General features: G+C 39.6%; 26 protein-coding genes, 2 pseudogenes and 1 riboswitch. Of the genes and pseudogenes, 20 read left to right on the top strand and 8 right to left on the bottom strand.

Going from position 1 to position 20,564, the window contains the following annotated elements; translation table 11 throughout:
• Positions 1 to 218: 218 nt before the first annotated feature.
• Positions 219 to 563, top strand: a complete 345-nt coding sequence (locus CDG55_RS13185; RefSeq protein ID WP_087536923.1) for a hypothetical protein — start codon at positions 219 to 221, stop codon at positions 561 to 563.
• A 56-nt stretch (positions 564 to 619) separates the two neighbouring features.
• Here CDG55_RS13185 and lnt read toward each other — a convergent pair whose 3' ends face one another.
• On the bottom strand, positions 620 to 2,179 hold the full coding sequence (gene lnt, locus CDG55_RS13180) for an apolipoprotein N-acyltransferase (RefSeq protein ID WP_087536924.1): 1,560 nt from the start codon (positions 2,177 to 2,179) through the stop codon (positions 620 to 622).
• Positions 2,176 to 3,015 carry an HlyC/CorC family transporter gene (locus CDG55_RS13175; RefSeq protein WP_087536925.1) on the bottom strand — a complete coding sequence of 280 codons (840 nt, stop codon included), beginning with the start codon at positions 3,013 to 3,015 and terminating at the stop codon, positions 2,176 to 2,178. Before CDG55_RS13175 ends, lnt begins: the two co-directional genes overlap by 4 nt.
• Positions 3,016 to 3,190: 175 nt before the next feature.
• Here CDG55_RS13175 and tusA point away from each other — a divergent pair, with 175 nt between their 5' ends.
• Complete coding sequence (gene tusA, locus CDG55_RS13170; protein ID WP_087536926.1) at positions 3,191 to 3,448, top strand: sulfurtransferase TusA; 258 nt, start codon at positions 3,191 to 3,193, stop codon at positions 3,446 to 3,448.
• Between the two features lie 3 nt (positions 3,449 to 3,451).
• Positions 3,452 to 4,048 carry a LysE/ArgO family amino acid transporter gene (locus tag CDG55_RS13165; RefSeq protein WP_087536927.1) on the top strand — a complete coding sequence of 199 codons (597 nt, stop codon included), beginning with the start codon at positions 3,452 to 3,454 and terminating at the stop codon, positions 4,046 to 4,048.
• A 13-nt stretch (positions 4,049 to 4,061) separates the two neighbouring features.
• Here the strand turns inward: CDG55_RS13165 and CDG55_RS13160 are convergent, their stop codons facing one another.
• Positions 4,062 to 4,676 (bottom strand): DoxX family protein, encoded by a 615-nt coding sequence (locus CDG55_RS13160; RefSeq protein WP_087536928.1) that lies wholly within the window; start codon positions 4,674 to 4,676, stop codon positions 4,062 to 4,064.
• A 161-nt stretch (positions 4,677 to 4,837) separates the two neighbouring features.
• Here CDG55_RS13160 and CDG55_RS13155 point away from each other — a divergent pair, with 161 nt between their 5' ends.
• The 5 genes from CDG55_RS13155 to CDG55_RS13135 all read left to right on the top strand — a co-directional run bounded on the left by CDG55_RS13155 (position 4,838) and on the right by CDG55_RS13135 (position 7,622).
• On the top strand, positions 4,838 to 5,143 hold the full coding sequence (locus CDG55_RS13155) for a hypothetical protein (RefSeq protein WP_087536929.1): 306 nt from the start codon (positions 4,838 to 4,840) through the stop codon (positions 5,141 to 5,143).
• 65 nt (positions 5,144 to 5,208) lie between these two features.
• On the top strand, positions 5,209 to 6,075 hold the full coding sequence (locus tag CDG55_RS13150) for a DUF692 domain-containing protein (RefSeq protein WP_087536930.1): 867 nt from the start codon (positions 5,209 to 5,211) through the stop codon (positions 6,073 to 6,075).
• The gene (locus tag CDG55_RS13145) at positions 6,072 to 6,803 is read left to right on the top strand and encodes a DNA-binding domain-containing protein (protein ID WP_087536931.1); all 732 of its coding nucleotides are present in this window, start codon (positions 6,072 to 6,074) and stop codon (positions 6,801 to 6,803) included. The genes CDG55_RS13150 and CDG55_RS13145 overlap by 4 nt, the downstream gene beginning before the upstream one ends.
• Positions 6,804 to 6,819: 16 nt before the next feature.
• The gene (locus CDG55_RS13140) at positions 6,820 to 7,437 is read left to right on the top strand and encodes an RNA polymerase factor sigma-70 (protein ID WP_004957588.1); all 618 of its coding nucleotides are present in this window, start codon (positions 6,820 to 6,822) and stop codon (positions 7,435 to 7,437) included.
• Positions 7,431 to 7,622, top strand: coding sequence for a zf-HC2 domain-containing protein (locus CDG55_RS13135; protein ID WP_087536932.1), 192 nt, complete (start codon positions 7,431 to 7,433; stop codon positions 7,620 to 7,622). The genes CDG55_RS13140 and CDG55_RS13135 overlap by 7 nt, the downstream gene beginning before the upstream one ends.
• Positions 7,623 to 7,694: 72 nt before the next feature.
• Here CDG55_RS13135 and CDG55_RS13130 read toward each other — a convergent pair whose 3' ends face one another.
• Together CDG55_RS13130 and CDG55_RS13125 are read right to left on the bottom strand one after the other, a co-directional pair.
• A complete protein-coding gene (locus tag CDG55_RS13130; protein WP_005005861.1) occupies positions 7,695 to 8,396 on the bottom strand; it encodes an IS1 family transposase in 702 nt (233 codons plus the stop codon).
• Positions 8,397 to 8,495: 99 nt separating this feature from the next.
• Positions 8,496 to 10,208: an electron transfer flavoprotein-ubiquinone oxidoreductase gene (locus tag CDG55_RS13125; protein WP_087536294.1), complete on the bottom strand. Its 1,713-nt coding sequence runs from the start codon at positions 10,206 to 10,208 to the stop codon at positions 8,496 to 8,498.
• Positions 10,209 to 10,395: 187 nt separating this feature from the next.
• Between CDG55_RS13125 and CDG55_RS13120 the strand changes: the two genes are divergently transcribed.
• The 5 genes from CDG55_RS13120 to CDG55_RS13100 all read left to right on the top strand — a co-directional run bounded on the left by CDG55_RS13120 (position 10,396) and on the right by CDG55_RS13100 (position 14,834).
• Entirely contained in the window at positions 10,396 to 11,019 is a 624-nt protein-coding gene (locus CDG55_RS13120; RefSeq protein ID WP_087536295.1) for a DUF1285 domain-containing protein, read from the top strand.
• Positions 11,020 to 11,062: 43 nt separating this feature from the next.
• Positions 11,063 to 11,941, top strand: coding sequence for a glutamate racemase (gene murI / locus CDG55_RS13115; RefSeq protein WP_087536296.1), 879 nt, complete (start codon positions 11,063 to 11,065; stop codon positions 11,939 to 11,941).
• Positions 11,942 to 12,045: 104 nt separating this feature from the next.
• The gene (locus CDG55_RS13110; protein WP_004957594.1) at positions 12,046 to 13,074 is read left to right on the top strand and encodes a DUF4062 domain-containing protein; all 1,029 of its coding nucleotides are present in this window, start codon (positions 12,046 to 12,048) and stop codon (positions 13,072 to 13,074) included.
• A 69-nt stretch (positions 13,075 to 13,143) separates the two neighbouring features.
• On the top strand, positions 13,144 to 14,160 hold the full coding sequence (gene hemH, locus CDG55_RS13105; protein WP_004916701.1) for a ferrochelatase: 1,017 nt from the start codon (positions 13,144 to 13,146) through the stop codon (positions 14,158 to 14,160).
• 29 nt (positions 14,161 to 14,189) lie between these two features.
• Positions 14,190 to 14,834 carry an MBL fold metallo-hydrolase gene (locus CDG55_RS13100; RefSeq protein WP_004916699.1) on the top strand — a complete coding sequence of 215 codons (645 nt, stop codon included), beginning with the start codon at positions 14,190 to 14,192 and terminating at the stop codon, positions 14,832 to 14,834.
• Here the strand turns inward: CDG55_RS13100 and CDG55_RS13095 are convergent.
• Positions 14,831 to 15,022, bottom strand: a complete 192-nt coding sequence (locus CDG55_RS13095; protein WP_004916696.1) for a DNA gyrase inhibitor YacG — start codon at positions 15,020 to 15,022, stop codon at positions 14,831 to 14,833. The genes CDG55_RS13100 and CDG55_RS13095 overlap by 4 nt on opposite strands.
• 90 nt (positions 15,023 to 15,112) lie before the next feature.
• Between CDG55_RS13095 and CDG55_RS13090 the strand changes: the two genes are divergently transcribed.
• From CDG55_RS13090 to CDG55_RS13075, 4 genes and pseudogenes are all read left to right on the top strand, one after another.
• Complete coding sequence (locus tag CDG55_RS13090; RefSeq protein ID WP_087536297.1) at positions 15,113 to 15,757, top strand: SAM-dependent methyltransferase; 645 nt, start codon at positions 15,113 to 15,115, stop codon at positions 15,755 to 15,757.
• Complete coding sequence (locus CDG55_RS13085; RefSeq protein ID WP_087536298.1) at positions 15,750 to 16,940, top strand: TIGR03862 family flavoprotein; 1,191 nt, start codon at positions 15,750 to 15,752, stop codon at positions 16,938 to 16,940. The genes CDG55_RS13090 and CDG55_RS13085 overlap by 8 nt, the downstream gene beginning before the upstream one ends.
• Positions 16,941 to 17,018: 78 nt before the next feature.
• Positions 17,019 to 17,147, top strand: a pseudogene (locus tag CDG55_RS13080) (GFA family protein); the annotation flags it as partial.
• A gap of 56 nt (positions 17,148 to 17,203) precedes the next feature.
• Positions 17,204 to 17,842: a flavin reductase family protein gene (locus tag CDG55_RS13075; protein WP_087536299.1), complete on the top strand. Its 639-nt coding sequence runs from the start codon at positions 17,204 to 17,206 to the stop codon at positions 17,840 to 17,842.
• 14 nt (positions 17,843 to 17,856) lie between these two features.
• On the opposite strand, the gene CDG55_RS13070 is transcribed toward CDG55_RS13075, so the two are convergent.
• Positions 17,857 to 18,189, bottom strand: a complete 333-nt coding sequence (locus tag CDG55_RS13070; protein ID WP_005162753.1) for a HopJ type III effector protein — start codon at positions 18,187 to 18,189, stop codon at positions 17,857 to 17,859.
• A gap of 127 nt (positions 18,190 to 18,316) precedes the next feature.
• Here CDG55_RS13070 and CDG55_RS13065 point away from each other — a divergent pair, with 127 nt between their 5' ends.
• The 3 genes and pseudogenes from CDG55_RS13065 (at position 18,317) to CDG55_RS13050 (ending at position 20,149) form a co-directional block, all read left to right on the top strand.
• Positions 18,317 to 19,168, top strand: coding sequence for a DUF2071 domain-containing protein (locus CDG55_RS13065; RefSeq protein WP_087536300.1), 852 nt, complete (start codon positions 18,317 to 18,319; stop codon positions 19,166 to 19,168).
• Positions 19,169 to 19,227: 59 nt separating this feature from the next.
• A riboswitch (Fluoride riboswitch) is annotated at positions 19,228 to 19,294 on the top strand.
• Positions 19,295 to 19,426: 132 nt separating this feature from the next.
• Positions 19,427 to 19,807, top strand: a complete 381-nt coding sequence (gene crcB, locus CDG55_RS13055) for a fluoride efflux transporter CrcB (RefSeq protein ID WP_087536302.1) — start codon at positions 19,427 to 19,429, stop codon at positions 19,805 to 19,807.
• Between the two features lie 15 nt (positions 19,808 to 19,822).
• A pseudogene (locus CDG55_RS13050) lies at positions 19,823 to 20,149 on the top strand (DUF190 domain-containing protein).
• A gap of 101 nt (positions 20,150 to 20,250) precedes the next feature.
• Here the strand turns inward: CDG55_RS13050 and CDG55_RS13045 are convergent.
• On the bottom strand, positions 20,251 to 20,505 hold the full coding sequence (locus tag CDG55_RS13045; protein WP_087536303.1) for a type B 50S ribosomal protein L31: 255 nt from the start codon (positions 20,503 to 20,505) through the stop codon (positions 20,251 to 20,253).
• Between the last annotated feature and the right edge of the window lie 59 nt (positions 20,506 to 20,564).

Here is a 20,564-nt window from a genome sequence, read left to right as displayed (position 1 = left end):
GAGTGAAGTGATAATGTTTATTGATTAATAATTTTTGTTTAAGTTTTTGAAAAATATGTAAAAATAAAATATTAACTATGTGAGATTTATAATAAGAATTATTCCCATACTTAATGGTTACAAGAAACAATGAATTATGTAGGTAAATAGACTTTTCCTTTAAATCAAAGCTTTGCATAATAAATTCAGACCATTTAAATCAGGCATGGAGTGAGCAAATGAAAGCATTTTTTATGTTGGATGAACTGAATCAGTTTCATTGGGCAATGCTTAAATCTGTCTTACTGATTTTAATGTTATTGCCGATTACAGAAGGGGCTTTAAGTTTATGGCATGCTACAGAAGGTAGCAGCCAGATCATGATTGGTTTTTTTGCATTAAACATGTTGAGTGCATGGTTTGTACTGTGTTTTCTAAGTGCCTTAAAAACAACCGTATGGGATAATCAGGAGATGATTTCCAGATATGAGCAATTGTTGTTTAAGGCTTACCGCTATATTCCGATGTTGTTTTTATCGAGTCTGGTTGCATATTTATCCGTGCAATTGCCATTGGCCTTGTAACTCACAGATCAATCCCGTTATAAAAAAAGAGCGTTGATTCAAACGCTCTTTTCATCTTACCGCCGTGACTTAAAGGAAACATCGACTTTACGTGGGCGATAAATCCATCCCATCACTAACAATAATAGTGAGAAAATCAAGATTGGATAATCACTCAAACGATTATATAACGTTTGCCCTTGCATTGCAGGTAAATCACCACGTAATACGAACTCTTCATCCAGAGGTGCTTGTTTCACGATATGGCCATTGTGGTCAATAAACGCAGTCACGCCTGTATTGGTAGCACGAATAAACCAGCGACCATTTTCTTTGGCGCGCATTTGTACCATTTGTAAATGTTGCCAAGGACCTGCTGTACCTGTAAACCAAGCATCATTTGAAACAGTAATTAAAAAGTCACTATTCATCGCATTACGACGGGTCAGATTAGGATAAGCTACTTCATAACAAATGGCAGCAGCAAGCGCATGTCCTTTGATGGTTAGGGGCTCTTGGTTGGCTTCTCCACGTGAAAAACCACTCATACTGATATCATTTTGCATCGCAGGTAAAACCCATTTCAGCATTCCTGAAAGAGGAATATATTCGCCAAATGGAACAAGACGTTGTTTTTTATACAAGCCATGCGAGTCACTGCCTGACGCCATAATACTATTGTAATATAAGGGTTCACCCACTTGTTGAGACTTTGGCAGATCCCAGTAAGGGATGCCAGTCACCCAAGCGCTATCTGCTTTTTTTGCTTGAATATCCATTGCTTTTAAAAAGTCTGGAATATCCGTTTGAAATAAGGGAATTGATGATTCAGGCCAAACGATAAGATCACGACCCCATTCCGCACGGGTTAAAGTGGCATAAATTTCTAAGGTTTTAATTTGATACTCAGTCAGCCATTTCAGGTCTTGAGGAATATTGCCCTGAATCAGAGACACACTCAGTGGCTTGGCAGCTTTTGGCTGAACAAACTGGATGAATCCAGCACCCCATGCACCCGCTATCAGTAGTGCAGAAGGAATAGCCCAGAACCAACGACGATTTAAAATTTCGACCAAGGCACAAGCCAAGACAATCACAACGAAAGAAACGGCATAGACACCAAATAAAGGAGCATAGCCATCGAGTAAGCGTTCAGTGAAGGCATAGCCTGCAAACAACCACGGAAAACCTGTGAATACCCAAGTTTTTGCCCACTCAAATAGCACCCAGAGTGGTGCAAAGGTGAGTGGTGTTTCTGGAAAAAAGCGACGGTACAGCCATGTTTGAAAAGCTGTAAATAAACCCATGGCTGCGGCCATAAAGGCAATCATCAAAATGCTTAAAAATGCATTGGTATCACCATAAGTATGGATAGAGGTGAAGAGCCAGAACGCGCCGACAAACCATAAACCAAAACCATAGGCCCAACCTAGCGCAAAAGCTTGGCGTGGGTTACGCTGACGTAATACAGCATATAATAGAGCTGGTGATAGAATCGCCAGCCACCAAAAATAATAAGGTGCTAAAGCTAAATTAAAGATTGCACCTGAAATGAGTGCAATCAAAAGAGGGAAAATAAAGGGTAACTGTTTTTGCGGTTGAGAAGTTTTTAACAGCTTTTCAAAATAGGCTCTCATTGACGTACAGCTCGAATCAGATGAATAGTGCGTGCATCTGCTTCAATAATGGTAAATTGCCAATCTCCAAGCTCAATGGTTTGACCTTGTAAATCGCTCACTAAACCAATCTCTTGCAGCAGCAAACCGCCCATAGTTTCAACTTCATCATCAGAAAAATCAGCATCTAAAATAGTGTTGAAATGTTCAATTGGTGTAAGTGCCTGCACAATCCATGTATTGGCTGTAGTGGGATCATTGTCAGGTACGATATATAGTGCTTCTTCATCGGCAATATCGTGTTCGTCTTCAATTTCACCGACGATCTCTTCGAGAATGTCTTCAAGGGTGACTAGGCCAGAAGTTGAACCATATTCATCGATGACAATCGCAATATGTGTTTGGGTGTTTTTGAGCATACGTAACACTTGGTCTGAACGTGCACTTTCAGGTACAAACAAAGGTTGGCGCATCAGAGCGCGAATATCGACTTTGACATTGCGCTCAGTTAAGAAAGGCAATAGGTCTTTGGCCAACAGGATACCCACTACATTGTCACTTTGATCTGCTGAAAACACAGGGAAACGCGAATGTGCTGAATCAATCAGGACATCCAAAATATCTAACAGTTGATCATCTTCTTGTAAGCTGATAATTGCTGTACGTGGCGTCATGACTTCCCGAATTTTTGTTGCTGGTAGATCGAGAACACCCTCAAGCATAGCAACAGTATCTGGTTCTAAAAAACGACGTGAGTCTTGAACTAACCTGAGTAATTCATCGCGGGTTTCAGGTGCAGTACCTAACCATTTTCTTAAGCCACGCATACCCCACGACGGACTGGATTCCTCGACCATGATCTTTCCTAAAGACTCTCTATATCAATTAGATGATTTTCATCATACCGAAGAAAAAGCGGATATGCATCAATAAAACGATGCGAAAAATGTACAGTTTTTCAAAAAGCTGTTGATGATTTTTATCGACTTACTTTATGTTAAAATGTGAATCTTAAAATATATGAGTATGATGATGTCTGAACAACCTCAACTTCCTACGGTTCAACTGAATACCAGAGGCTTGCGTTGCCCTGAGCCAGTCATGATGTTGCATCAAGCGATTCGTAAAGCAAAATCAGGTGATATTGTTGAGGTACTTGCCACAGACCCTTCCACCTCATGGGATATTCCAAAATTTTGTATGCATCTTGGGCATGAGTTACTGCTTAAAGAAGAAAGCCTTGGTGCAAATAGTCATACCGAATATCGTTACTTAGTGCAAAAAGGCTAAGTTTTGGTTTCTACATATATTTCAGGTTTATTGTTAGGTTTCTCTTTAATTCTCGCAATTGGTGCACAAAATGCTTTTGTTTTAAAGCAGGGATTGCTCAAACAGCATGTATTTTGGGTATGTCTGATCTGTGCTTTATCCGACGCATTTTTAATTTGTTTAGGTGTTTTTGGATTTGCTTCAATATTGAGTCAACAAGCATGGTTGATTCAAGCTATGAAGTATTTCGGCGCACTCTTCTTGTTTATGTACGGCGCCCGCAGCTTTTACAATGCTTATAATTCGCAGTCAGGTTTAATTGCTTCTGAACAAGAAACAACAACTTTCTGGCAAACGATAGTTTTATGTCTCAGTTTCTCTTGGTTAAATCCGCATGTTTACTTAGACACGGTTGTATTATTAGGTTCAATATCTGCTCAATATGCGGATAAGATCTCTTTTGCCAGTGGGGCAGTATCAGCATCATTTTTATTCTTTTTTAGTTTAGGATTTGGGGCGAGATTATTGCGTCCTGTATTTGCAAATCCTAAAGCTTGGAAAGTCTTAGAACTATTGATTGGCTGTATCATGTGGTTGATTGCACTTTCACTATTAAGATAGGTGTATATTCAATCTATCTTTCTGATTTAATTAGTTTTTTATTGATCCAGTAATCACAACTTACATATCTTCCACCACCAAGAACCAGTAGTGCACCCAACATAACCAAATAGGTCACTGCAAACTCAACACCATTATTCAATATGACAAATGAGCCACTAGATGTAAGCCAATCATAATTTCCATAAGTGCTCAGAACCTCTCTCGCTTTCTCTAGTTTTTCAGCCGATTCAATCACTTGCATATTTGCAAAAGGAGCATGTGGATCAGCAATGGCTTGCCATCCATTTTGAATGTGTACAGTAAAGATAGCGACCAGCATAGTGATAATCAATGGAATACAAATCAGTCGCGTTGCAAGACCTAAGGCAAGTAAGACAGCACCACCTAACTCAGCCGAAATTGCAAGGCTAGCCATAACCAATGGGAAGGGTAAGCCCAAGCCCCATTCACTATTGCCAAACCATTCAACTGTATCATTGAAATGTTGTAGTTTATTGTGTCCAGCCATCCAAAAAATAGGAATTAAATATAGGCGAAGCGCTAAAGAAGCGATTCCATCAAAATAATTTAAGTTGGAACCCAAATTCTGATAGCGTTTATGTAAAGAATAAATTAGATTTTTCATGAGAAATTCACAACGAATAAGTTTTATTAGTTATTAGTCGTTTGAATTTTTGATTTCTTACACAAAAAAAATCTAAATTTGACTGTAATAATTTGATTGTTCGCACGTCTAATTTTATGTACCTAGTACAAAAGCAATATTTACTTAAAAGGAACTTCACAATGAATAAATTAAACTCAATGACTTCGGTTGCCGCTTTAGTTGCATTATCTATGGTTGGTGCAGCAACCCAAGTTTCGGCAGCATCGACGACGACTGAAACACATGTGACTAAAACTGCAGATGCAAAATGTGGTGAAGCGAAATGTGGTTCAAATAAAGCGAAAAAACAACACAAAACTACTGATGCAAAATGCGGCGCAGATAAAAAAGCTGCGGATGCTAAATGCGGTGCAGACAAAAAGATGGCAGATGCAAAATGTGGAGCAGACAAAAAAGTGGCTGATGGGAAGTGTGGCGCTCATTAAGCCTTATGCAGACGGTAGATGACAGCATCTAAAAAGATGGCTGTCATTCACCAAAAGGATTCTTTATGGATGCAATCACAAGTGTGGGTCTTGGTCTAAGACGAGATTTTATCGAGGCATTTTTAGGTGCGACTCACCATCCTGACTTTATTGAAGTTGCTCCAGAAAATTGGATGGGCTTTGGTGGTCGACATGCGAAACTTCTAGCTCAGTGTGTAGAAAAATCTCCATTAATTTGTCACGGACTCTCTTTGTCGATTGGTGGTCCTCATCCCTTAAATATTGATTTTATTCATCAAATCAAAAAATTCTTAGATACTTATCAAGTCAAGATTTATTCGGAACATCTGAGTTATACCAATGATGGTGGCTATCTATACGATCTCTTGCCTATCCCAATGACTGAAGCTGCTGTGAAGTATGTAGTGGAACGAATTTCTCAAGTTCAAGATATTTTAGGGCGAAGATTAGTATTAGAAAATGTTTCTACTTATCTTATGCCGAATGCTGAAATGTCCGAGGCAGAGTTTGTCCGTGAAGTCATCACACAAGCAGATTGCGAATTATTGTTGGACGTGAATAACGTTTATGTAAATAGTATCAACCACCAATCAGATGCTTATGCTTTCATTGAAGCTATGCCGAAACAACGTATTCGTTATTTACATATAGCAGGGCATGAACAGCTGAGTACAGATTTACTCATTGATACTCATGGTGCTGAAGTATGTGATCCCGTGTGGGCATTGTTGGAATACACTTATCAGGTATGTGGTGTGAAACCAACGTTATTAGAGCGCGATTTTAATATCCCAACATGGCAGCAACTTCAGAGTGAATTGAATAAGATTCAGCAGTTACAGCATCAATATTCAAATCAACATACACTAATCCCAATGAGCCAGAATTTGGTCGATGGGGTGAATGTATGAGTATGAATGAGCATACTTTTCAGCAGACCCAACATGATTTTTGTAACTGGCTGCGTGATCCAAATTCAGTAAAAGCAGTGCCTTTTGCTTTGGATCGTATGCAAGTTTATCGAGAACTGTTGTTCAACAATGTTTGCTCATTTATCAATTTGGTTTATCCGGTGGCTCGATCTTTATTGCCTGAGCAGCAATGGCAACAGTTACTGGCAGATTTTTTTCGAGAATCTCAGAATCAGTCTCCGCTTTATAACGATATCTCATTGCAATTCAGAGAGTTTCTCACAGAAAAGCAGCATCCTATTTTATTTGAATATCCGTGGCTTACTGAGCTGTTGCAATACGAATGGCTTGAACTGTACTTGGATACACTTGAAATTGAAGATGTCACTTTGAATGCCGAATTAAATTGGCAGCTGACTACACAAGTTTGGGTTTTGGTGTATCAATATCCTGTTTACCAGTGGTCAATCAATCAAATTCACAAAGATCCCGCTCCAAGTGCCATCATGGTTTGGCGGAACAAACATGATCGGGTTTGTGTTGAAATATTGACTCCATTAACCGCTTATCTAATTGAGCAATTAGCACAACAACCATTGCCGCGAATAGCACTCGCTGAGTTTATCCAGCAAATAATTCCTGATCTATCGTTCAGTGAAGTAAATACTCAACTGGATGAACTTGCAGAAGATTTGATCCGCTTAGAATTGTTATACAAACCTGACTAGCATAGTGAGAAACGCGATGCCTGAAATGACAACATCGAATGCTAATGCATCGCAGCAATTGTATAACGATGATTTTCTGATGGAACTACGACAACAAATGATGAAATTTGCAGTATTGCAACTTTCTTCATTTCATCAAGCTGAGGATGTTGTGCAAGAAGCTTTGGTCAGTGCTTTACAACATTCAGGTTCTTTTTCTGGTCGATCAGCATTTAAAACATGGGTATTCGCTATTTTAAAAAATAAAATTGTTGATCTGATTCGTCAGAAGCAACGTTTAGTCAGTATGTCTGAATTGTTTGATACGGAAGAAAATGAGCGAAGCGTGGATGAGTTGTTTGATGCTTCAGGGCATTGGCAAAAATCAGAAAGACCAAAAGCATGGTTGAATCCTGAGGAAATGATGGAGCAGCAAGATTTTTGGATGATTTTTGATACCTGTTTGAATCATTTACCAGCAAAGTATGCACAAGTGTTTATGTTGCGGGAAATGATAGAACTTAGTTCAGATGAAATCTGTGAGAAATTAGAGCTAAGTATCTCAAACTTGAACGTTCTAATGTATCGCAGTCGAGCCAGACTACGTGAATGCTTAGAAAACAAATGGTTACTTCAGGAGGATTGTTCATGTTGACGTGCCGAGAAGCGACCCAATTGCTTTCAGAAAAACAAGATCGGGCATTGAACTTCAAAGAAATGAGTGCTTTACAGTTTCATGTGGTGATGTGTAGTTCGTGTCGACGTTTTGGCAAGCAGATGAAGAGCTTAAGTTTATTATCAAAACAATATAAAAAATTTGATGAAAAACAGAAAGATTAAAATAAGAAAGCCTCATATTTCATGAGGCTTTCTTGGTTTAATTTGGGTGGTGTTTTAAAAAGTATGCTGACATTAAATGAAGCCATTATTGATGTAAAAGAAGGTTAAGTCGAAGGCTTTAAAATGGTTTTCAAGCTTTTTGGAGAAATTGCAACTTCTTCTAAAACCACGCCTTATTCGATGCCTTATTTTGCAATTATTACCTTCAATTCCTACAGTAAACAACTTACCAATACTTTGCTTGCAGTTTTTAAAAGCAGTGATGAAACTGTCCCAATGATCACTTGCAATTCGGGTGTAGTGAATACCTAATTGTTTAAGCTTTGTCTTCAACCTTTGGACTGTAGCTAAATCTCTCTTACCCCAAACATAAGCAACAATCTCACCTGTTTCTCGATGGTAGGCGTAAATAAGCCATTGTTTATTATTTTTATTTCCAACAAAAGTCCAGAATTCATCTACTTCGAGAGATTCATAATGACTTTGTTTAGGCTGAATTTGATAGGCCGATTCAGTTAAAGTCCGTAAGACTTTACCGATACTAATGCGCTCAACTTCAGCGATATCTCGTATACCGCTGCCTCTGACCATTAACTGTAATATTTTACGAGTAATGCCAGAATTACATCCTAGATAGCTCAGAGCATGGTCACCAATAAACTGACGTTTGCAGTCTTTGCATTGGTAGTTTTGTTTCCCATCTACTTTGATGCCATTTTTCTTTATACTGTCACTGAGGCAGGTTGGACATTTGATTTCTAGAGTTATTTGCATTTCTCTATTTTATCAAAATTCAACCTGCTTTTTTTTAGCATACTTTTTGATACACCACCTAATTTGTACTAAAAACTAAGTTTCAGTACAAATTAAAAATTACATATTCGGGTAGTTTGGACCACCGCCACCTTCTGGCGTTACCCATGTAATGTTCTGTGATGGGTCTTTAATATCACAAGTCTTACAGTGTACACAGTTGGCTGCGTTAATCTGGAAGCGCTTAGAACCATCATCATTTTCCATGATTTCATAAACACCAGCAGGGCAGTAGCGTTGAGCAGGCTCATCCCATTTCGGTAAGTTTACATTCACTGGAATTGATGGATCAGTTAGCTTTAAGTGAGCAGGTTGGTTCTCTTCATGCACTGTATTTGATACGAATACTGAAGATAAACGGTCAAAGGTCAACTTACCATCTGGTTTTGGATAGTTTGGTTTGAACGTCGATGCATCTACAGTTTTAAGTGCAGCAAAGTCTTGTTTTAAGTCATGTAAGGTAAATGGCACTTTAAGGATGTTTTGATCAATAAAGTTAAATGCACCACCAATCCAAGTACCAAACTTGTGCATCGCTGGACCAAAGTTACGTGCTTGATATAACTCTTCTTTTAACCAAGAGTTATTATACTTATCTGTATAAGTCGTTAACTCTTTAACAAAATGATCGTCGCCTTCAAGAACGCGAGCAATTGCAAGATCACCACCTTTTTCGACGCCCGCTGCGATTGCTTCAAACACAGCCTCGCCACACAACATACCTGACTTCATTGCAGTGTGAGAGCCTTTGATTTTTGAAAAGTTCAAGAAACCAGCATCATCACCGATCAAGCAACCGCCTGGGAAAGTCAGTTTAGGTAAAGAGTTAAAGCCACCTTTTACAACTGCACGTGCGCCGTAAGAAATGCGTTTACCACCTTCAAGGAATTGCTTAATGGTTGGGTGAGTTTTCCAACGTTGCATTTCCATAAATGGATACATATTTGGATTTTCATAAGATAAATCCACAATCATACCCAAAGTTACTTGGTTGTTTTCAGCGTGGTATAGCCACCAACCACCCGCAGAACCTGTTTCAGATAATGGCCAACCTGCACCATGCATCACTAGACCAGGCTTATGCTTAGCTGGGTCAATTTCCCAAAGTTCTTTAATACCAATACCGTAATGTTGCGGATCAGCATCTTTATCAAGATTATATTTTGCAATTAGGCGCTTACCGAGGTGACCACGGCAACCTTCAGCAAATAGCGTATATTTTGCATGGAGTTCATAACCAGGCGTGAAGTTATGTGTTGGCTCACCATTTTTGCCAATTCCCATATCACCTGTTTGAATCCCTTTTACCGTACCATCTTCATGGTAAAGCACTTCAGAAGCAGCAAAACCAGGGAAAATAGAAACTTCAAGCTCTTCAGCTTTTTGACCTAACCAACGCACAACATTACCGAGGGAAATAACATAGTTTCCTTCGTTGTGCATTGATTTTGGTACCATCCAATACGGCATTTTTTGTGCTTTGGTATCAGACAATAAGAAATAGGTTTCGTCGCCCGTTACAGGTACATTGAGTGGCGCACCTTCTTCTTTCCAGTTCGGGAACAATTCATTCATGGCACGTGGTTCAAGTACAGCACCAGAAAGGATATGCGCACCTACTTCAGAGCCTTTTTCAACAACACACACTGAAAGATCAGGTAGGTTGTTTTCAATCGCTAATTGACGAATTTTAATCGCAGCAGATAAACCCGCAGGCCCTGCGCCTACGATCACTACGTCAAACTCCATCGCTTCACGTTCGATGTGTTCCATGTAGGACTCCTCATATTTTTAAGGGTGGCAACCGTAATATTGCGATTCGGTGCTGCCATGAGTGTTCTGAATTGCCAAACACAAATGCTACTATTGTGCTTGCAAACGTTTGGGATAGTATAGTTTTAAACCTTGGGCTCGCCAATTGGCTGAGCGGTCATATTTTCTCGTCAGCAAGGCATAAACTATGATAAATGAAAATGATTCTCCACAAAACCCTTTAGAAAATCAGGGAAAAATCATGTTTTCTGATGATAAAAACTTAATGAACATTTCACAATACTTAAAAGATGTACAGCAAAGTCACAAAAGGTCAATTCCACCTTTAGACCAATGGCATCCAAAACATTGTGGCAAAATGGATTTGAAAGTAAAAGCCAATGGTGAATGGTGGCACGAAGGTCAATTGATCAAGCGGCAGGCGCTATTGGATTTGTTTACTAAAGTACTTTGGAAAGAAGAGGGTAAATTTTATCTTAAAACACCTGTAGAGCAGATTGAAATTGAGGTGGAAGATGAGCCTTTATTAATCAATCATGTGGATCAAATTGAAATCGATGGAAAATCTTATTTGCAAGTCTCTACAACCAATCAGGACGTCGTGATTGTGGATGAAACACACCCTATTTTTATGCGTGAATATGCAGGTGAATTACGCCCATATGTACATATACGTTTTGGTATCAATGCTTTAATCCAGAGACAAAGTTTTTATCATCTCTTGAACTATGGTTCTTTGTCTGAAAATGCTCAAGGTGAGGCTGTTTTAACGTTAAAAAGTGGTGATTTGATCTTGCATTTGAGCACCTGAGGTTTAAGCTTAAAAGATTAGATAAATTAGTGCTCACGTGTGTATGACAGTTGTTCAACCTATGCCTCTCTTATTGGATCCTATGCCACACGCATCTGCTGATGCGCCAATTGGGGTTTTTGATTCGGGTATTGGTGGATTATCGATTGCACAAGAAATTGCCTCTCATTTACCCAATGAACGCATTCTTTATTATGCAGATACAGCGCATGTTCCCTATGGTGCGCGTTCAGATCAAGAGATTCGCAAGCTTACTGCTCAAGCAATTGAGTGGTTGTATCGACAAGGTTGCAAAATTGCAGTTGTCGCTTGTAACACTGCTTCAGCTTTTAGTTTGGATTATTTGCGAGATTATTATGGTGAGCGTTTTCCAATCGTAGGTTTAGTTCCTGCGTTGAAGCCTGCTGTGATCCAAACCCAATCTAAAGTTGTAGCAGTGTTAGCAACACCAGCAACTTTTCGTGGTCAATTGATTAAAGATGTCATGCTCAAATTTGCTGAACCTGCTGGGGTGAAAGTTCTCGCTGTAACCAGTTTAAAACTGGTACCTTTTGTAGAGTCAGGTCAACAAATGAGTCAAGGTTGTTTGAATGTATTGCAAGAAATTTTACAGCCTGTAGTGGAGCAGGGTGCGGACTTTTTAGTGTTAGGTTGTACCCATTATCCCTTCCTAAAAGATGCGATTCGTCAGGTTTTTGGTGAAAAGTTAAAGTTAATTGACTCTGGGCAAGCGGTTGCACGACAAACAGCATATATTTTAATAAAAAATAGGTTATTATGTGACAAAATAAGTCATAATATTACACGTATTGAATGTTATGTCAGTGGTAATAATGCGATTGAGTTATCATTAGTGCTCAAACATCTAGTACCAGAACAAATAACATGGACGATTCGCAATTTGGATGAAAGTACTGCTTAAGTGCTTAAAATCTAATCATATTTGTGGTTTGATCTAGGTTATCTATTAATAAAATTTAAGCAAAATAGCTTAAAATTATTGATCAGTGAATTGAGGCTTAGCCTATGCAAGATACCCGTTATCAAGTGTTTATTTCTACGTCTGGCAATGAAATGCAACCAGAGCGAGCAGTCTTGACTCAAACTTTGGTTGGGATGGGTTTCTTTTCGTGGGGCTTAGAACAGCGCACACCATTAAGTACCTCTATTGCTCGTCGTCAAATAGATGACTGTGATTACGTCGTAATCTTATTAGGTAGCCAGTATGGCGAACAATCCGTTTCAGGTGTTGGTTACATGCATCTGGAATATATTTACGCCATGACGAAGCAGAAACCTGTGATTGTATTTATGCATGAAGATCCCGACTCGCGTGACTTACAATTGCAAGATAATAAACCTGAATTAAAAGAAAAATTTAAAGAGTTTAGAAAACAGCTACAGCATGATGTTGATCAAATATTTACATACCGTACCTTAAGAGATTTGGAACTAGCTGTTCGTTCGAGCATGCCACAAATGTTAGAGCGTTATCCTGTGGTAGGTTGGGTACGTCCTCAGAACACTCAAGTTTTACAAGATGAGATCGATAGTTTACGCGCCAAACTAAAACAACTCGAAACTGAGATGGGTAGTCGTGAAGCAGATCCAATTTCAATGTTACCTAAGGTTTCAATGCATGAGCTTTATTCTTTTGAATATCGTATGCATGCCTACCAAGATGGTAATTTTAAAGACATCAAAACGTTCCGTAAATTAACATGGGCACAATTGCTCAATGTACTTGGTTCATCTTTTGTTAGTCCAACTCCTGAAGAATATTTTTCAAAACGTATGAATGAATATTTAAATGAAACAGGTTTGGAAGATGCACGTAAAGAGATGCCAAGAGCACACGCCGTTTCAAGAGCACAGATCAATATACGTGCTTTGCATGAGATAAAAATGCAAATGCGTCAGAATGAATGGATTGTACCTACGGGACGTGATGATCGCCAACGTATGTTATGGCAGTTGACGCATAAAGCTCAAAAGCTATTGGAAAGTAATGTCCTAGATAGTAATCGGGTTTTTCAATTTAAAACAATGCATTAAACCAATTTAAAAAAGAATCATAAAGCTGCTAAAGTAATTGAAGAAATTCAGCTATAGCGGAAACGATCTATGTCAGCGACACCAAAACCAAAAGTCACTGTGATTTTAGCAAATTTAGGTACGCCCGACGAAGCGACTGCACCAGCAGTACGTCGTTTTTTGAAGCAATTTTTATCTGACACGCGAGTAATTGAAATACCAAAATTTATTTGGTGGGTGATTCTACATGCTTTTGTTCTTCCATTTCGCCCAAAACGGGTTGCTCAAGCGTATGCCTCAGTTTGGTCAACTGACTCACCAATGCGTGAAATTGTTCTCAAACAAACACAATTGATAAAACAGCGTTTGCTGGATGAAAATCATCAATTTGACTTAACGGTTGTGCCTGCCATGACTTATGGCCAACCAAGCATTTATGCAGTATTTGAGCAACTTGAGAAAGTGCCTCAAGAGCATGTGATTTTATTACCATTATTCCCGCAATATTCTGCGACATCGACTGCGCCTTTATATGATGCTTTTGCACGATGGATTCCAAATCAGCGCCATTTGCCTGGAATAACCATGATCAAAGATTATTATCAGCATCCATTATTCATTCAAGCTTTGGTTGATAGTGTGCTTGCTTATCAAGAGCAGCATGGAAAACCTGAAAAATTATTGATGTCATTTCATGGTATTCCTCAGCCTTATGCAGACAAAGGTGATCCTTATGCAGATCGTTGTCGTATGACCGCAAAACTGGTTGCTGAAGCATTGCATTTAAATGAAGATGAATGGGCAATCAGTTTCCAATCTCGTTTTGGTAAACAAGAGTGGGTTAAACCTTATACTGATGTTTTATTGGAACAATGGGGACAAGCAGGGGTTCGATCTGTACAAGTGCTGAGTCCTGCTTTTTCAGCAGATTGTCTGGAAACATTAGAAGAATTGGCAGTTGAAAATAAAGAAACTTTCCAACACGCTGGTGGTGGAGAATATGCTTATATTCCTGCATTAAATACTGACCAAGCACATATAGATTTGCTTGCAAGTCTGGTTCAGGCTAATCTTGATGCTCTTACTCATACCTTAGCTCATCGTTAAGACGATCTTCTTTCACGCCAGAGGTTTTTATGCTGCAAGTCAAAATTGTTCCTGTTACCGCATTTGCTCAAAATTGCTCAATTTTATGGGACAGTGAAAGCAAAGAGGCGGTTTTGATTGATGCAGGTGGCGATGCAGCAGTACTAAAGAAAGAAGTTGAGGCTTTGGGTTTAACCGTTAAGGCACTATGGTTGACGCATGGACATCTTGATCATGCTGGTGCTGTAGGAGAATTGGCTGAAGCTTGGAAAATTCCTGTGATTGGTCCACATAAAGAAGACCAATTTTGGTTAGATATGATTCAAGAAGTCTCAGCACGTTATGGTTTCCCAATTCCTCAACCTGTTAAAGTCGATCAGTGGTTAGAAGGTGGTGAAACCTTAAAACTGGGTGAAGACGAATTCGAGGTGCGTTTTGCACCAGGACATACGCCTGGTCATGTGATGTTTTACAATCAAAAGCATGGTTTGCTTTGGACGGGTGATGTGTTGTTTAAAGGCTCGATAGGACGCACAGATTTTCCAAAAGGAAATCATCAGCAGTTACTCGATTCGATTAAAAGAGAATGCTTTAGCTTACCCGATGAAACTCAGTTTATTTCGGGGCATGGTCCAATCAGCACAATCGGTTACGAGAAACAATTCAACCCATTCGTTGCAAGTAAAGCTGGCTAATCCTCGTATTCATCTTCATGACGTTTATCGCCTGCCTGAGGTGCATCTTGGGTAGGCAGTTTGTATTCATCGTTTGCCCAAGCCCCTAAATCAATCAGCTTACAACGCTCTGAGCAAAATGGGCGAAATTCATTACCTTCCCAAGTGCTGTCTTGTCCACAACGTGGGCAGGGGAATGTACGTGGCATAGAAAATTCCTACATCAAAAACAAATAGATTAGGCAAAAGCAAAGTGAATTGTTAGACTTATGCCGATTTCTAGATAGTTTGATGTGAATATGTCGATTCGTCAATTTCAAGCACAACGTATGCAAGTCCCTCGTGATTTTATTGCCATTCCTAGTACACCGATTTGTGTCGAAATTGGTGCTGGAAAAGGCAAACATGCCTTGTTGTTTACGGGGCAAAATCCACACACCACGTTGTATGCGATTGAACGAACCAAAGAAAAATTTCTGGCTATGCAAAAACAGCATCAACTACAACCGCGTGAATATCTCAATCCGATTCATGCCGATGCTTTACCTTGGATTGTGCATGCCCTATATCCTGCACAGGTCGAACAATTTTTTATTCTCTATCCAAATCCAGAACCGCATAATCCTGCACAACGTTGGCTGAATATGCCATTCTTTGAGTTCCTACTTTCTCGTCTTCAGCCCAATGGCTCGATTACGCTCGCAAGCAATATTCCTGAATATATTGATGAAGCTGAACAGCAGTTGATTGAGCTATGGAAACTGCCATATGAAAAGCAGAAAATTGCAGTAGATTCTGCACGTACTCATTTTGAAATTAAGTACTTAGAACGTGGTGAATTGTGCCAACAATTGATCATTCGAAAACCAGAAGGCTATACAACCCGTTTTGATGATTTTGCACCATTGCAAGGGCAGAATATTCAAGAGAACCTTGATGTCTAAACGCATTGCGATTATTGGTGCAGGTCCAGCGGGCTTGATGGCTGCTGAAGTGTTGAGTCAATACAACTATCAAATTGATGTGTTTGAACAAAAACCTTCTGCAGCGCGCAAGTTTTTAATGGCGGGCAAAACAGGTTTAAATATCTCACATGCTGAGCCTGTAGACGTATTTATCCAACGCTATGATCGTACCGATTGGTTGAGCCCTTGGGTGAAACAATGGGATGCTCAGTGGATTCAAAATTGGATGCAAGGTCTTGGGATCAATTCCTATGTCGGCAGTTCAGGGCGTGTGTTTCCAGTAGAAATGAAAGCAGCACCGTTACTTCGTGCTTGGTTAAAGCGATTGATTCAGAAGGGTGTAAAATTCCATTATCGTCATCGTTGTGTGGATTTATCCAACAATCAGCTCACGATAGAGAATCAGACTCAGCAATTTAGTGCAACTTATGATGCGATTATTTTGGCCTGCGGAGCAGTGTCATGGTCACAATTAGGTAGTGATGGCGCGTGGCAGCAATGGCTTTCCACCGATGAAATTGAACCATTTCAGGCTAGCAATGCTGGGGTGCTGAAACAATGGTCGCCGTTTATGCAAGATTGTTTTGGTCAGCCACTCAAACGAGTTGATGCGTGGGTTACAACTGAGCGAAAGACACATGGTGATATCATCATTACGCACTATGGTTTTGAAAGTGGTGTGATTTATAAATTGGGACGTGATTTAAGAACACAGCTGAGCCAAAAGAAAAACCTAAAACTTCACCTAGACTTACTTCCAGACCTCAGTATTGAACAATTAGAAAAGAAATTACAAGGCAATAAGAAGCAGTCTCTTACCAATCTTTGGCGTAAAGCAGGCTTGGATCAGGTCAAAATTAATCTGCTTCGGGAAATCGTTGATAAAAGCTTATGGTCAGATGCCAAGCAAATGGTGCAGCAGATCAAGCATCTCAGTATTTCTTTAGATGGCTTCCGTCCAATCGAAGAAGCGATTAGCTGTGCGGGCGGGGTCAAGCAAGATATTTTATCTCCACAATTGCAATTGAAATCTAATCCTTATGTGTTTTGCTGTGGCGAAATGCTGGACTGGGATGCACCGACAGGTGGATATTTGCTGACGGCTTGTTTTGCCACAGGGCGAGCAGCAGGGCAAGGCGTACAACATTTTTTAAGCAGATAAATACACTGTTTTGTACTTTGTTTGATATGTGAATAGTGTTAGTTTTGAGTAGCCAATAAATATAGGATGTATGATGATATGTCTGAACAATCGCCAGTATATCAAGGGAGTTGTTTATGTCAGGGCATCCGCTACGAAATTCAGGGTGAAATTGGTGAGATAGTTCAGTGCCATTGTCAGCGTTGCCGTAAAGCGAACGGGACTGCATTACAGATGATTTACCACAATATATCGAACGCCCATAAGTAGGTAGTGCAAGCATTATGATTTTTGAAACCTCTGAGTTAGATGCAAATCAGATCTATCGTTTGTTGGTTGGGGGAATTACGCCTAGACCCATCGCATGGATCAGTACCATTTCTGCGGGTGGCGTAGCCAATATAGCCCCTTATTCATTCTTTAACGTTGCGAGTTGTAATCCTCCTATCCTTTGGTATTCACAAGTCAATCCAAGAGATGGGCAAGATAAAGATACTTTGAGGAATTTAATCGAGACTCAACAATGTGCGATTCATATTGTAAATTCACAACTACTTGAACAGATGAATTTATCTTGTGCTTTATTGCCACCAGAGCAAAGTGAGTTTGATTTTGCTGAGATTGAGTCTGAACCGAGCCATGCGGTCGCAGCCTTGGCAGTAAAATATGCATCAGTGCGTTATGAATGCCAATTAAGAGAGGTGATTCAGCTCAGTAGCTTAGCATTTGGAGGTACAGTCGTATTGCTGGATGTCAAATCGATTTATGTTGATGATCGGTTATGGGATGGGCAGATGATTGATCAACAGCAACTCGATAGTGTTGGGAAAATGGGTGGCGATTTTTATAGTTTAACAACAAATTTATCTAAACTGGTTAGACCCAACATTACAATAGAAAATGATGATAAAAAAGGAGGTTAAGTACCTCCTTTATCTTATTTTGCAGTCAGTGCTTTACCTTCAAACTTCACACCATCCCAGCCATTTTGCATAAACTGACGGATATTTTGATGATCTGTTGCTTCAGGTGTCGCCAATACAGATGCATAATGTTCCGCAAATAAACTGAGCGTCTCCGCTTGATTTAAGCCTTCGATTTGCGCAAAGCTGAGTACTTTTGCGCTGCCTTGGTTTTCGGTTTCAGCATTTGATTGTGCGCCATTTTGAAAGGCTGTTGGCGTATGTTGATAACGCGCTTCAATAAATGCCAATACGTCTGCAAACTTTGCTGAACCATCTTTAAGTTGTGCCAATAAGCTTTGAGCCATTTCAAAATTCCATATTTGGTGAAGTAATGCCCGTATCATAACATTTAAAATACAGCATCGCATTTGAACTGGACGTTGTAATCTTGGCAGTTTATGCTCAAAGCGAGCATGAATCTTTTGAATAATAATGAATAGACACCGTTTAAAGTGGTCCTCGCCATGGTCTACATTGCGATTTTTCGCGCCGATATTAAATTGTCGTTTTGTTTTGCAACTCCGTCGTATGATGATGCGCATACTTCCTTTTATGCGTTTACAAAGTCAGGTGAGCAATGTGGTTTATTTGTCTTGGTTGGTGGATGCTGAGCAAGTTCGCCAGCGTTATCCAGATCCTGTTGTGTTGTGGGAAAAGCAGGGCAAAACTATCTTTACTATTTTAACTTATCAGCACCAGCATTTTGGCTTTACTTTTCTTGGAAAACTACGCCAGCTAATGCCTTCACCTCGGCAAAGTAATTGGCGCTTTTATTTAAATGAATCAAAGCCCAAGACCGTAATCTTTGAACAAGTGATCGTTGATCAAGCTTTGTATGCGATCGGTGGTCGCCTCGCCAGTGATGTGATGCCTGCGCAATGTGCGCCAAATTTTCAGCATCAACGAGATGAAAACACGATTCATACTCGTATTCGCATGGATGAAGATTATTCTTTTAGTAGTGATATACACATCACCATGCAGAAACGTTTACCTGAGGCTTGGCAAAGTTTATTTTCCTCATGGGAGGAGGCCGTTCAATTTTTGGTAGATCAAGATCATGCGTGGGCTGAATGGGTTGACCAACCGACTCGGATGTCGCAAGGGGATATCAACATGCCTGTGCAATTTCAACAAATTCAGGCTGCTGAGATCGATAAATTACAGGCTCCTCAATTGTTGCAACAATTTGGTTTAGATGATGATGCCGCAGTTTTCACTTTTGTGATTCCTAAACTGGATTTTTATGTGGTGGGAGAAAAAGTATTGCCAGAATCTCAATAAATTGTGGATAACTTTGTGTTTATACACAGCAGTTGAGTTGTCTAAAAATTATGTTATTTTAGAGAAAAGGAGATGGCATTCCTCCTATTACAAACCGCTGTTTTGGCTAATGATGCCTACGTTACCCTGAACAGGGGACGTAGGTTTGTGCGTGCTCTGTTCCCATTTTGGAGTTCGCAAATGAAAAATTTTCAGAAAATTAGCTATAAACTCATGCTGAATATCATTTTAGCTCCAGCGCAGTGTGTGGAGTAAATCATGTACTATCCTTTACTCTCAATCGCACTTGGCTCGGTATTAGGTGCATGGTTACGTTGGTTTTTGGGTTTAAAGCTGAATCCTATTTTCCCCAATATTCCTTTGGGAACGGTCACCGTCAACTTTGTTGGTGGCTTTATTATTGGTTTTGCAATTTCCTATTTTTCTCAAAGCTCTCTCAGCCCCAATTACAAACTGTTCGTGATCACGGGCTTTTGTGGTGCATTAACCACGTTCTCAACATTTTCTGCTGAGATTATTACCTTATTGCAAAGTGGTAAATTGGGTTATGCCTGTGCTGCGATTTTGATTCATGTACTTGGATCATTGCTGTTTACCATCATAGGTATGAGCCTGCATCAATGGCTTAGTGCCACATAGCCAAGGAGTGATGAAATGAATGGATTTTTAATTACTTTTTATACAACACAAAACCATAATGTTCAGGGGCAACTGATTAGCGAATGGCTGTTGGTAGTCGCAAGTCAAATGAATTTGCGTGGGGAGACAGTATGAGCGGGTTTGGAAGGTGTTGATTATCAGGGTTTATTTCATTCTACTCGTTTCTTTGGATTCGCGGATCGACCTATACAAATTCAATTTGCAGTAAGCTCTGAACAAGCAGTCGAATTATTGAGTTATCTGAATCGTAAAGAGATTTCTTTATTCTATGTGAAAACACCGATTGAGTTTGGCGTGGTGGGTAAATCAACTGATCGCTAGGATGTATAGAATCTAGACATAAAAAAAAGAAGTCTAAGCGGAGGAGATATAGCCTTAGACTTCCAATATTAATAGCTTAATGAATGAAACTTAAAACAAGATTAACCTTTGCGATTAAAACGTGCAAAGCGTTTGTTAAAGCTGGCAACACGACCTTCATTGCTTGCTTGGCGTACTTCACCTGTATAAAACGGATGCGATGCACTTGAAATATCTAGGGTAACGTATGGATAGATTTTCCCTTGATATTCTTTGCTTTGTTTGGTCTGGAGTGTGCTACCAATTAAAAAGTAGGCATCAGCATTGGTATCATGAAACAAGACTTGTTGATAAGCAGGATGAATATCTTTACGCATAGTGAAATACTTCATTGTTTTATGATATGTTATAATATAACAACAAGTGGAGTCAATGT

This window comes from Acinetobacter sp. WCHA45, from assembly GCF_002165255.2.
Taxonomy (GTDB): domain Bacteria; phylum Pseudomonadota; class Gammaproteobacteria; order Pseudomonadales; family Moraxellaceae; genus Acinetobacter.
Note: the sequence above shows the minus strand (reverse complement) of the source record. Positions and strands in the feature narration are given on the sequence as shown.

Excerpts from the sequence above, each read along its gene's own strand:
- CDG55_RS13185 (WP_087536923.1), top strand. The coding sequence starts at position 219 with ATGAAAGCATTTTTTATGTTGGATGAACTGAATCAGTTTCATTGGGCA.
- lnt (WP_087536924.1), bottom strand. The coding sequence starts at position 2,179 with ATGAGAGCCTATTTTGAAAAGCTGTTAAAAACTTCTCAACCGCAAAAA.
- CDG55_RS13175 (WP_087536925.1), bottom strand. The coding sequence starts at position 3,015 with ATGGTCGAGGAATCCAGTCCGTCGTGGGGTATGCGTGGCTTAAGAAAA.
- tusA (WP_087536926.1), top strand. The coding sequence starts at position 3,191 with ATGTCTGAACAACCTCAACTTCCTACGGTTCAACTGAATACCAGAGGC.
- CDG55_RS13160 (WP_087536928.1), bottom strand. The coding sequence starts at position 4,676 with ATGAAAAATCTAATTTATTCTTTACATAAACGCTATCAGAATTTGGGT.
- CDG55_RS13155 (WP_087536929.1), top strand. The coding sequence starts at position 4,838 with ATGAATAAATTAAACTCAATGACTTCGGTTGCCGCTTTAGTTGCATTA.
- CDG55_RS13150 (WP_087536930.1), top strand. The coding sequence starts at position 5,209 with ATGGATGCAATCACAAGTGTGGGTCTTGGTCTAAGACGAGATTTTATC.
- CDG55_RS13145 (WP_087536931.1), top strand. The coding sequence starts at position 6,072 with ATGAGTATGAATGAGCATACTTTTCAGCAGACCCAACATGATTTTTGT.
- CDG55_RS13140 (WP_004957588.1), top strand. The coding sequence starts at position 6,820 with ATGCCTGAAATGACAACATCGAATGCTAATGCATCGCAGCAATTGTAT.
- CDG55_RS13135 (WP_087536932.1), top strand. The coding sequence starts at position 7,431 with ATGTTGACGTGCCGAGAAGCGACCCAATTGCTTTCAGAAAAACAAGAT.
- CDG55_RS13130 (WP_005005861.1), bottom strand. The coding sequence starts at position 8,396 with ATGCAAATAACTCTAGAAATCAAATGTCCAACCTGCCTCAGTGACAGT.
- CDG55_RS13125 (WP_087536294.1), bottom strand. The coding sequence starts at position 10,208 with ATGGAACACATCGAACGTGAAGCGATGGAGTTTGACGTAGTGATCGTA.
- CDG55_RS13120 (WP_087536295.1), top strand. The coding sequence starts at position 10,396 with ATGATAAATGAAAATGATTCTCCACAAAACCCTTTAGAAAATCAGGGA.
- murI (WP_087536296.1), top strand. The coding sequence starts at position 11,063 with ATGACAGTTGTTCAACCTATGCCTCTCTTATTGGATCCTATGCCACAC.
- CDG55_RS13110 (WP_004957594.1), top strand. The coding sequence starts at position 12,046 with ATGCAAGATACCCGTTATCAAGTGTTTATTTCTACGTCTGGCAATGAA.
- hemH (WP_004916701.1), top strand. The coding sequence starts at position 13,144 with ATGTCAGCGACACCAAAACCAAAAGTCACTGTGATTTTAGCAAATTTA.
- CDG55_RS13100 (WP_004916699.1), top strand. The coding sequence starts at position 14,190 with ATGCTGCAAGTCAAAATTGTTCCTGTTACCGCATTTGCTCAAAATTGC.
- CDG55_RS13095 (WP_004916696.1), bottom strand. The coding sequence starts at position 15,022 with ATGCCACGTACATTCCCCTGCCCACGTTGTGGACAAGACAGCACTTGG.
- CDG55_RS13090 (WP_087536297.1), top strand. The coding sequence starts at position 15,113 with ATGTCGATTCGTCAATTTCAAGCACAACGTATGCAAGTCCCTCGTGAT.
- CDG55_RS13085 (WP_087536298.1), top strand. The coding sequence starts at position 15,750 with ATGTCTAAACGCATTGCGATTATTGGTGCAGGTCCAGCGGGCTTGATG.
- CDG55_RS13075 (WP_087536299.1), top strand. The coding sequence starts at position 17,204 with ATGATTTTTGAAACCTCTGAGTTAGATGCAAATCAGATCTATCGTTTG.
- CDG55_RS13070 (WP_005162753.1), bottom strand. The coding sequence starts at position 18,189 with ATGGCTCAAAGCTTATTGGCACAACTTAAAGATGGTTCAGCAAAGTTT.
- CDG55_RS13065 (WP_087536300.1), top strand. The coding sequence starts at position 18,317 with ATGAATAGACACCGTTTAAAGTGGTCCTCGCCATGGTCTACATTGCGA.
- crcB (WP_087536302.1), top strand. The coding sequence starts at position 19,427 with ATGTACTATCCTTTACTCTCAATCGCACTTGGCTCGGTATTAGGTGCA.
- CDG55_RS13045 (WP_087536303.1), bottom strand. The coding sequence starts at position 20,505 with ATGCGTAAAGATATTCATCCTGCTTATCAACAAGTCTTGTTTCATGAT.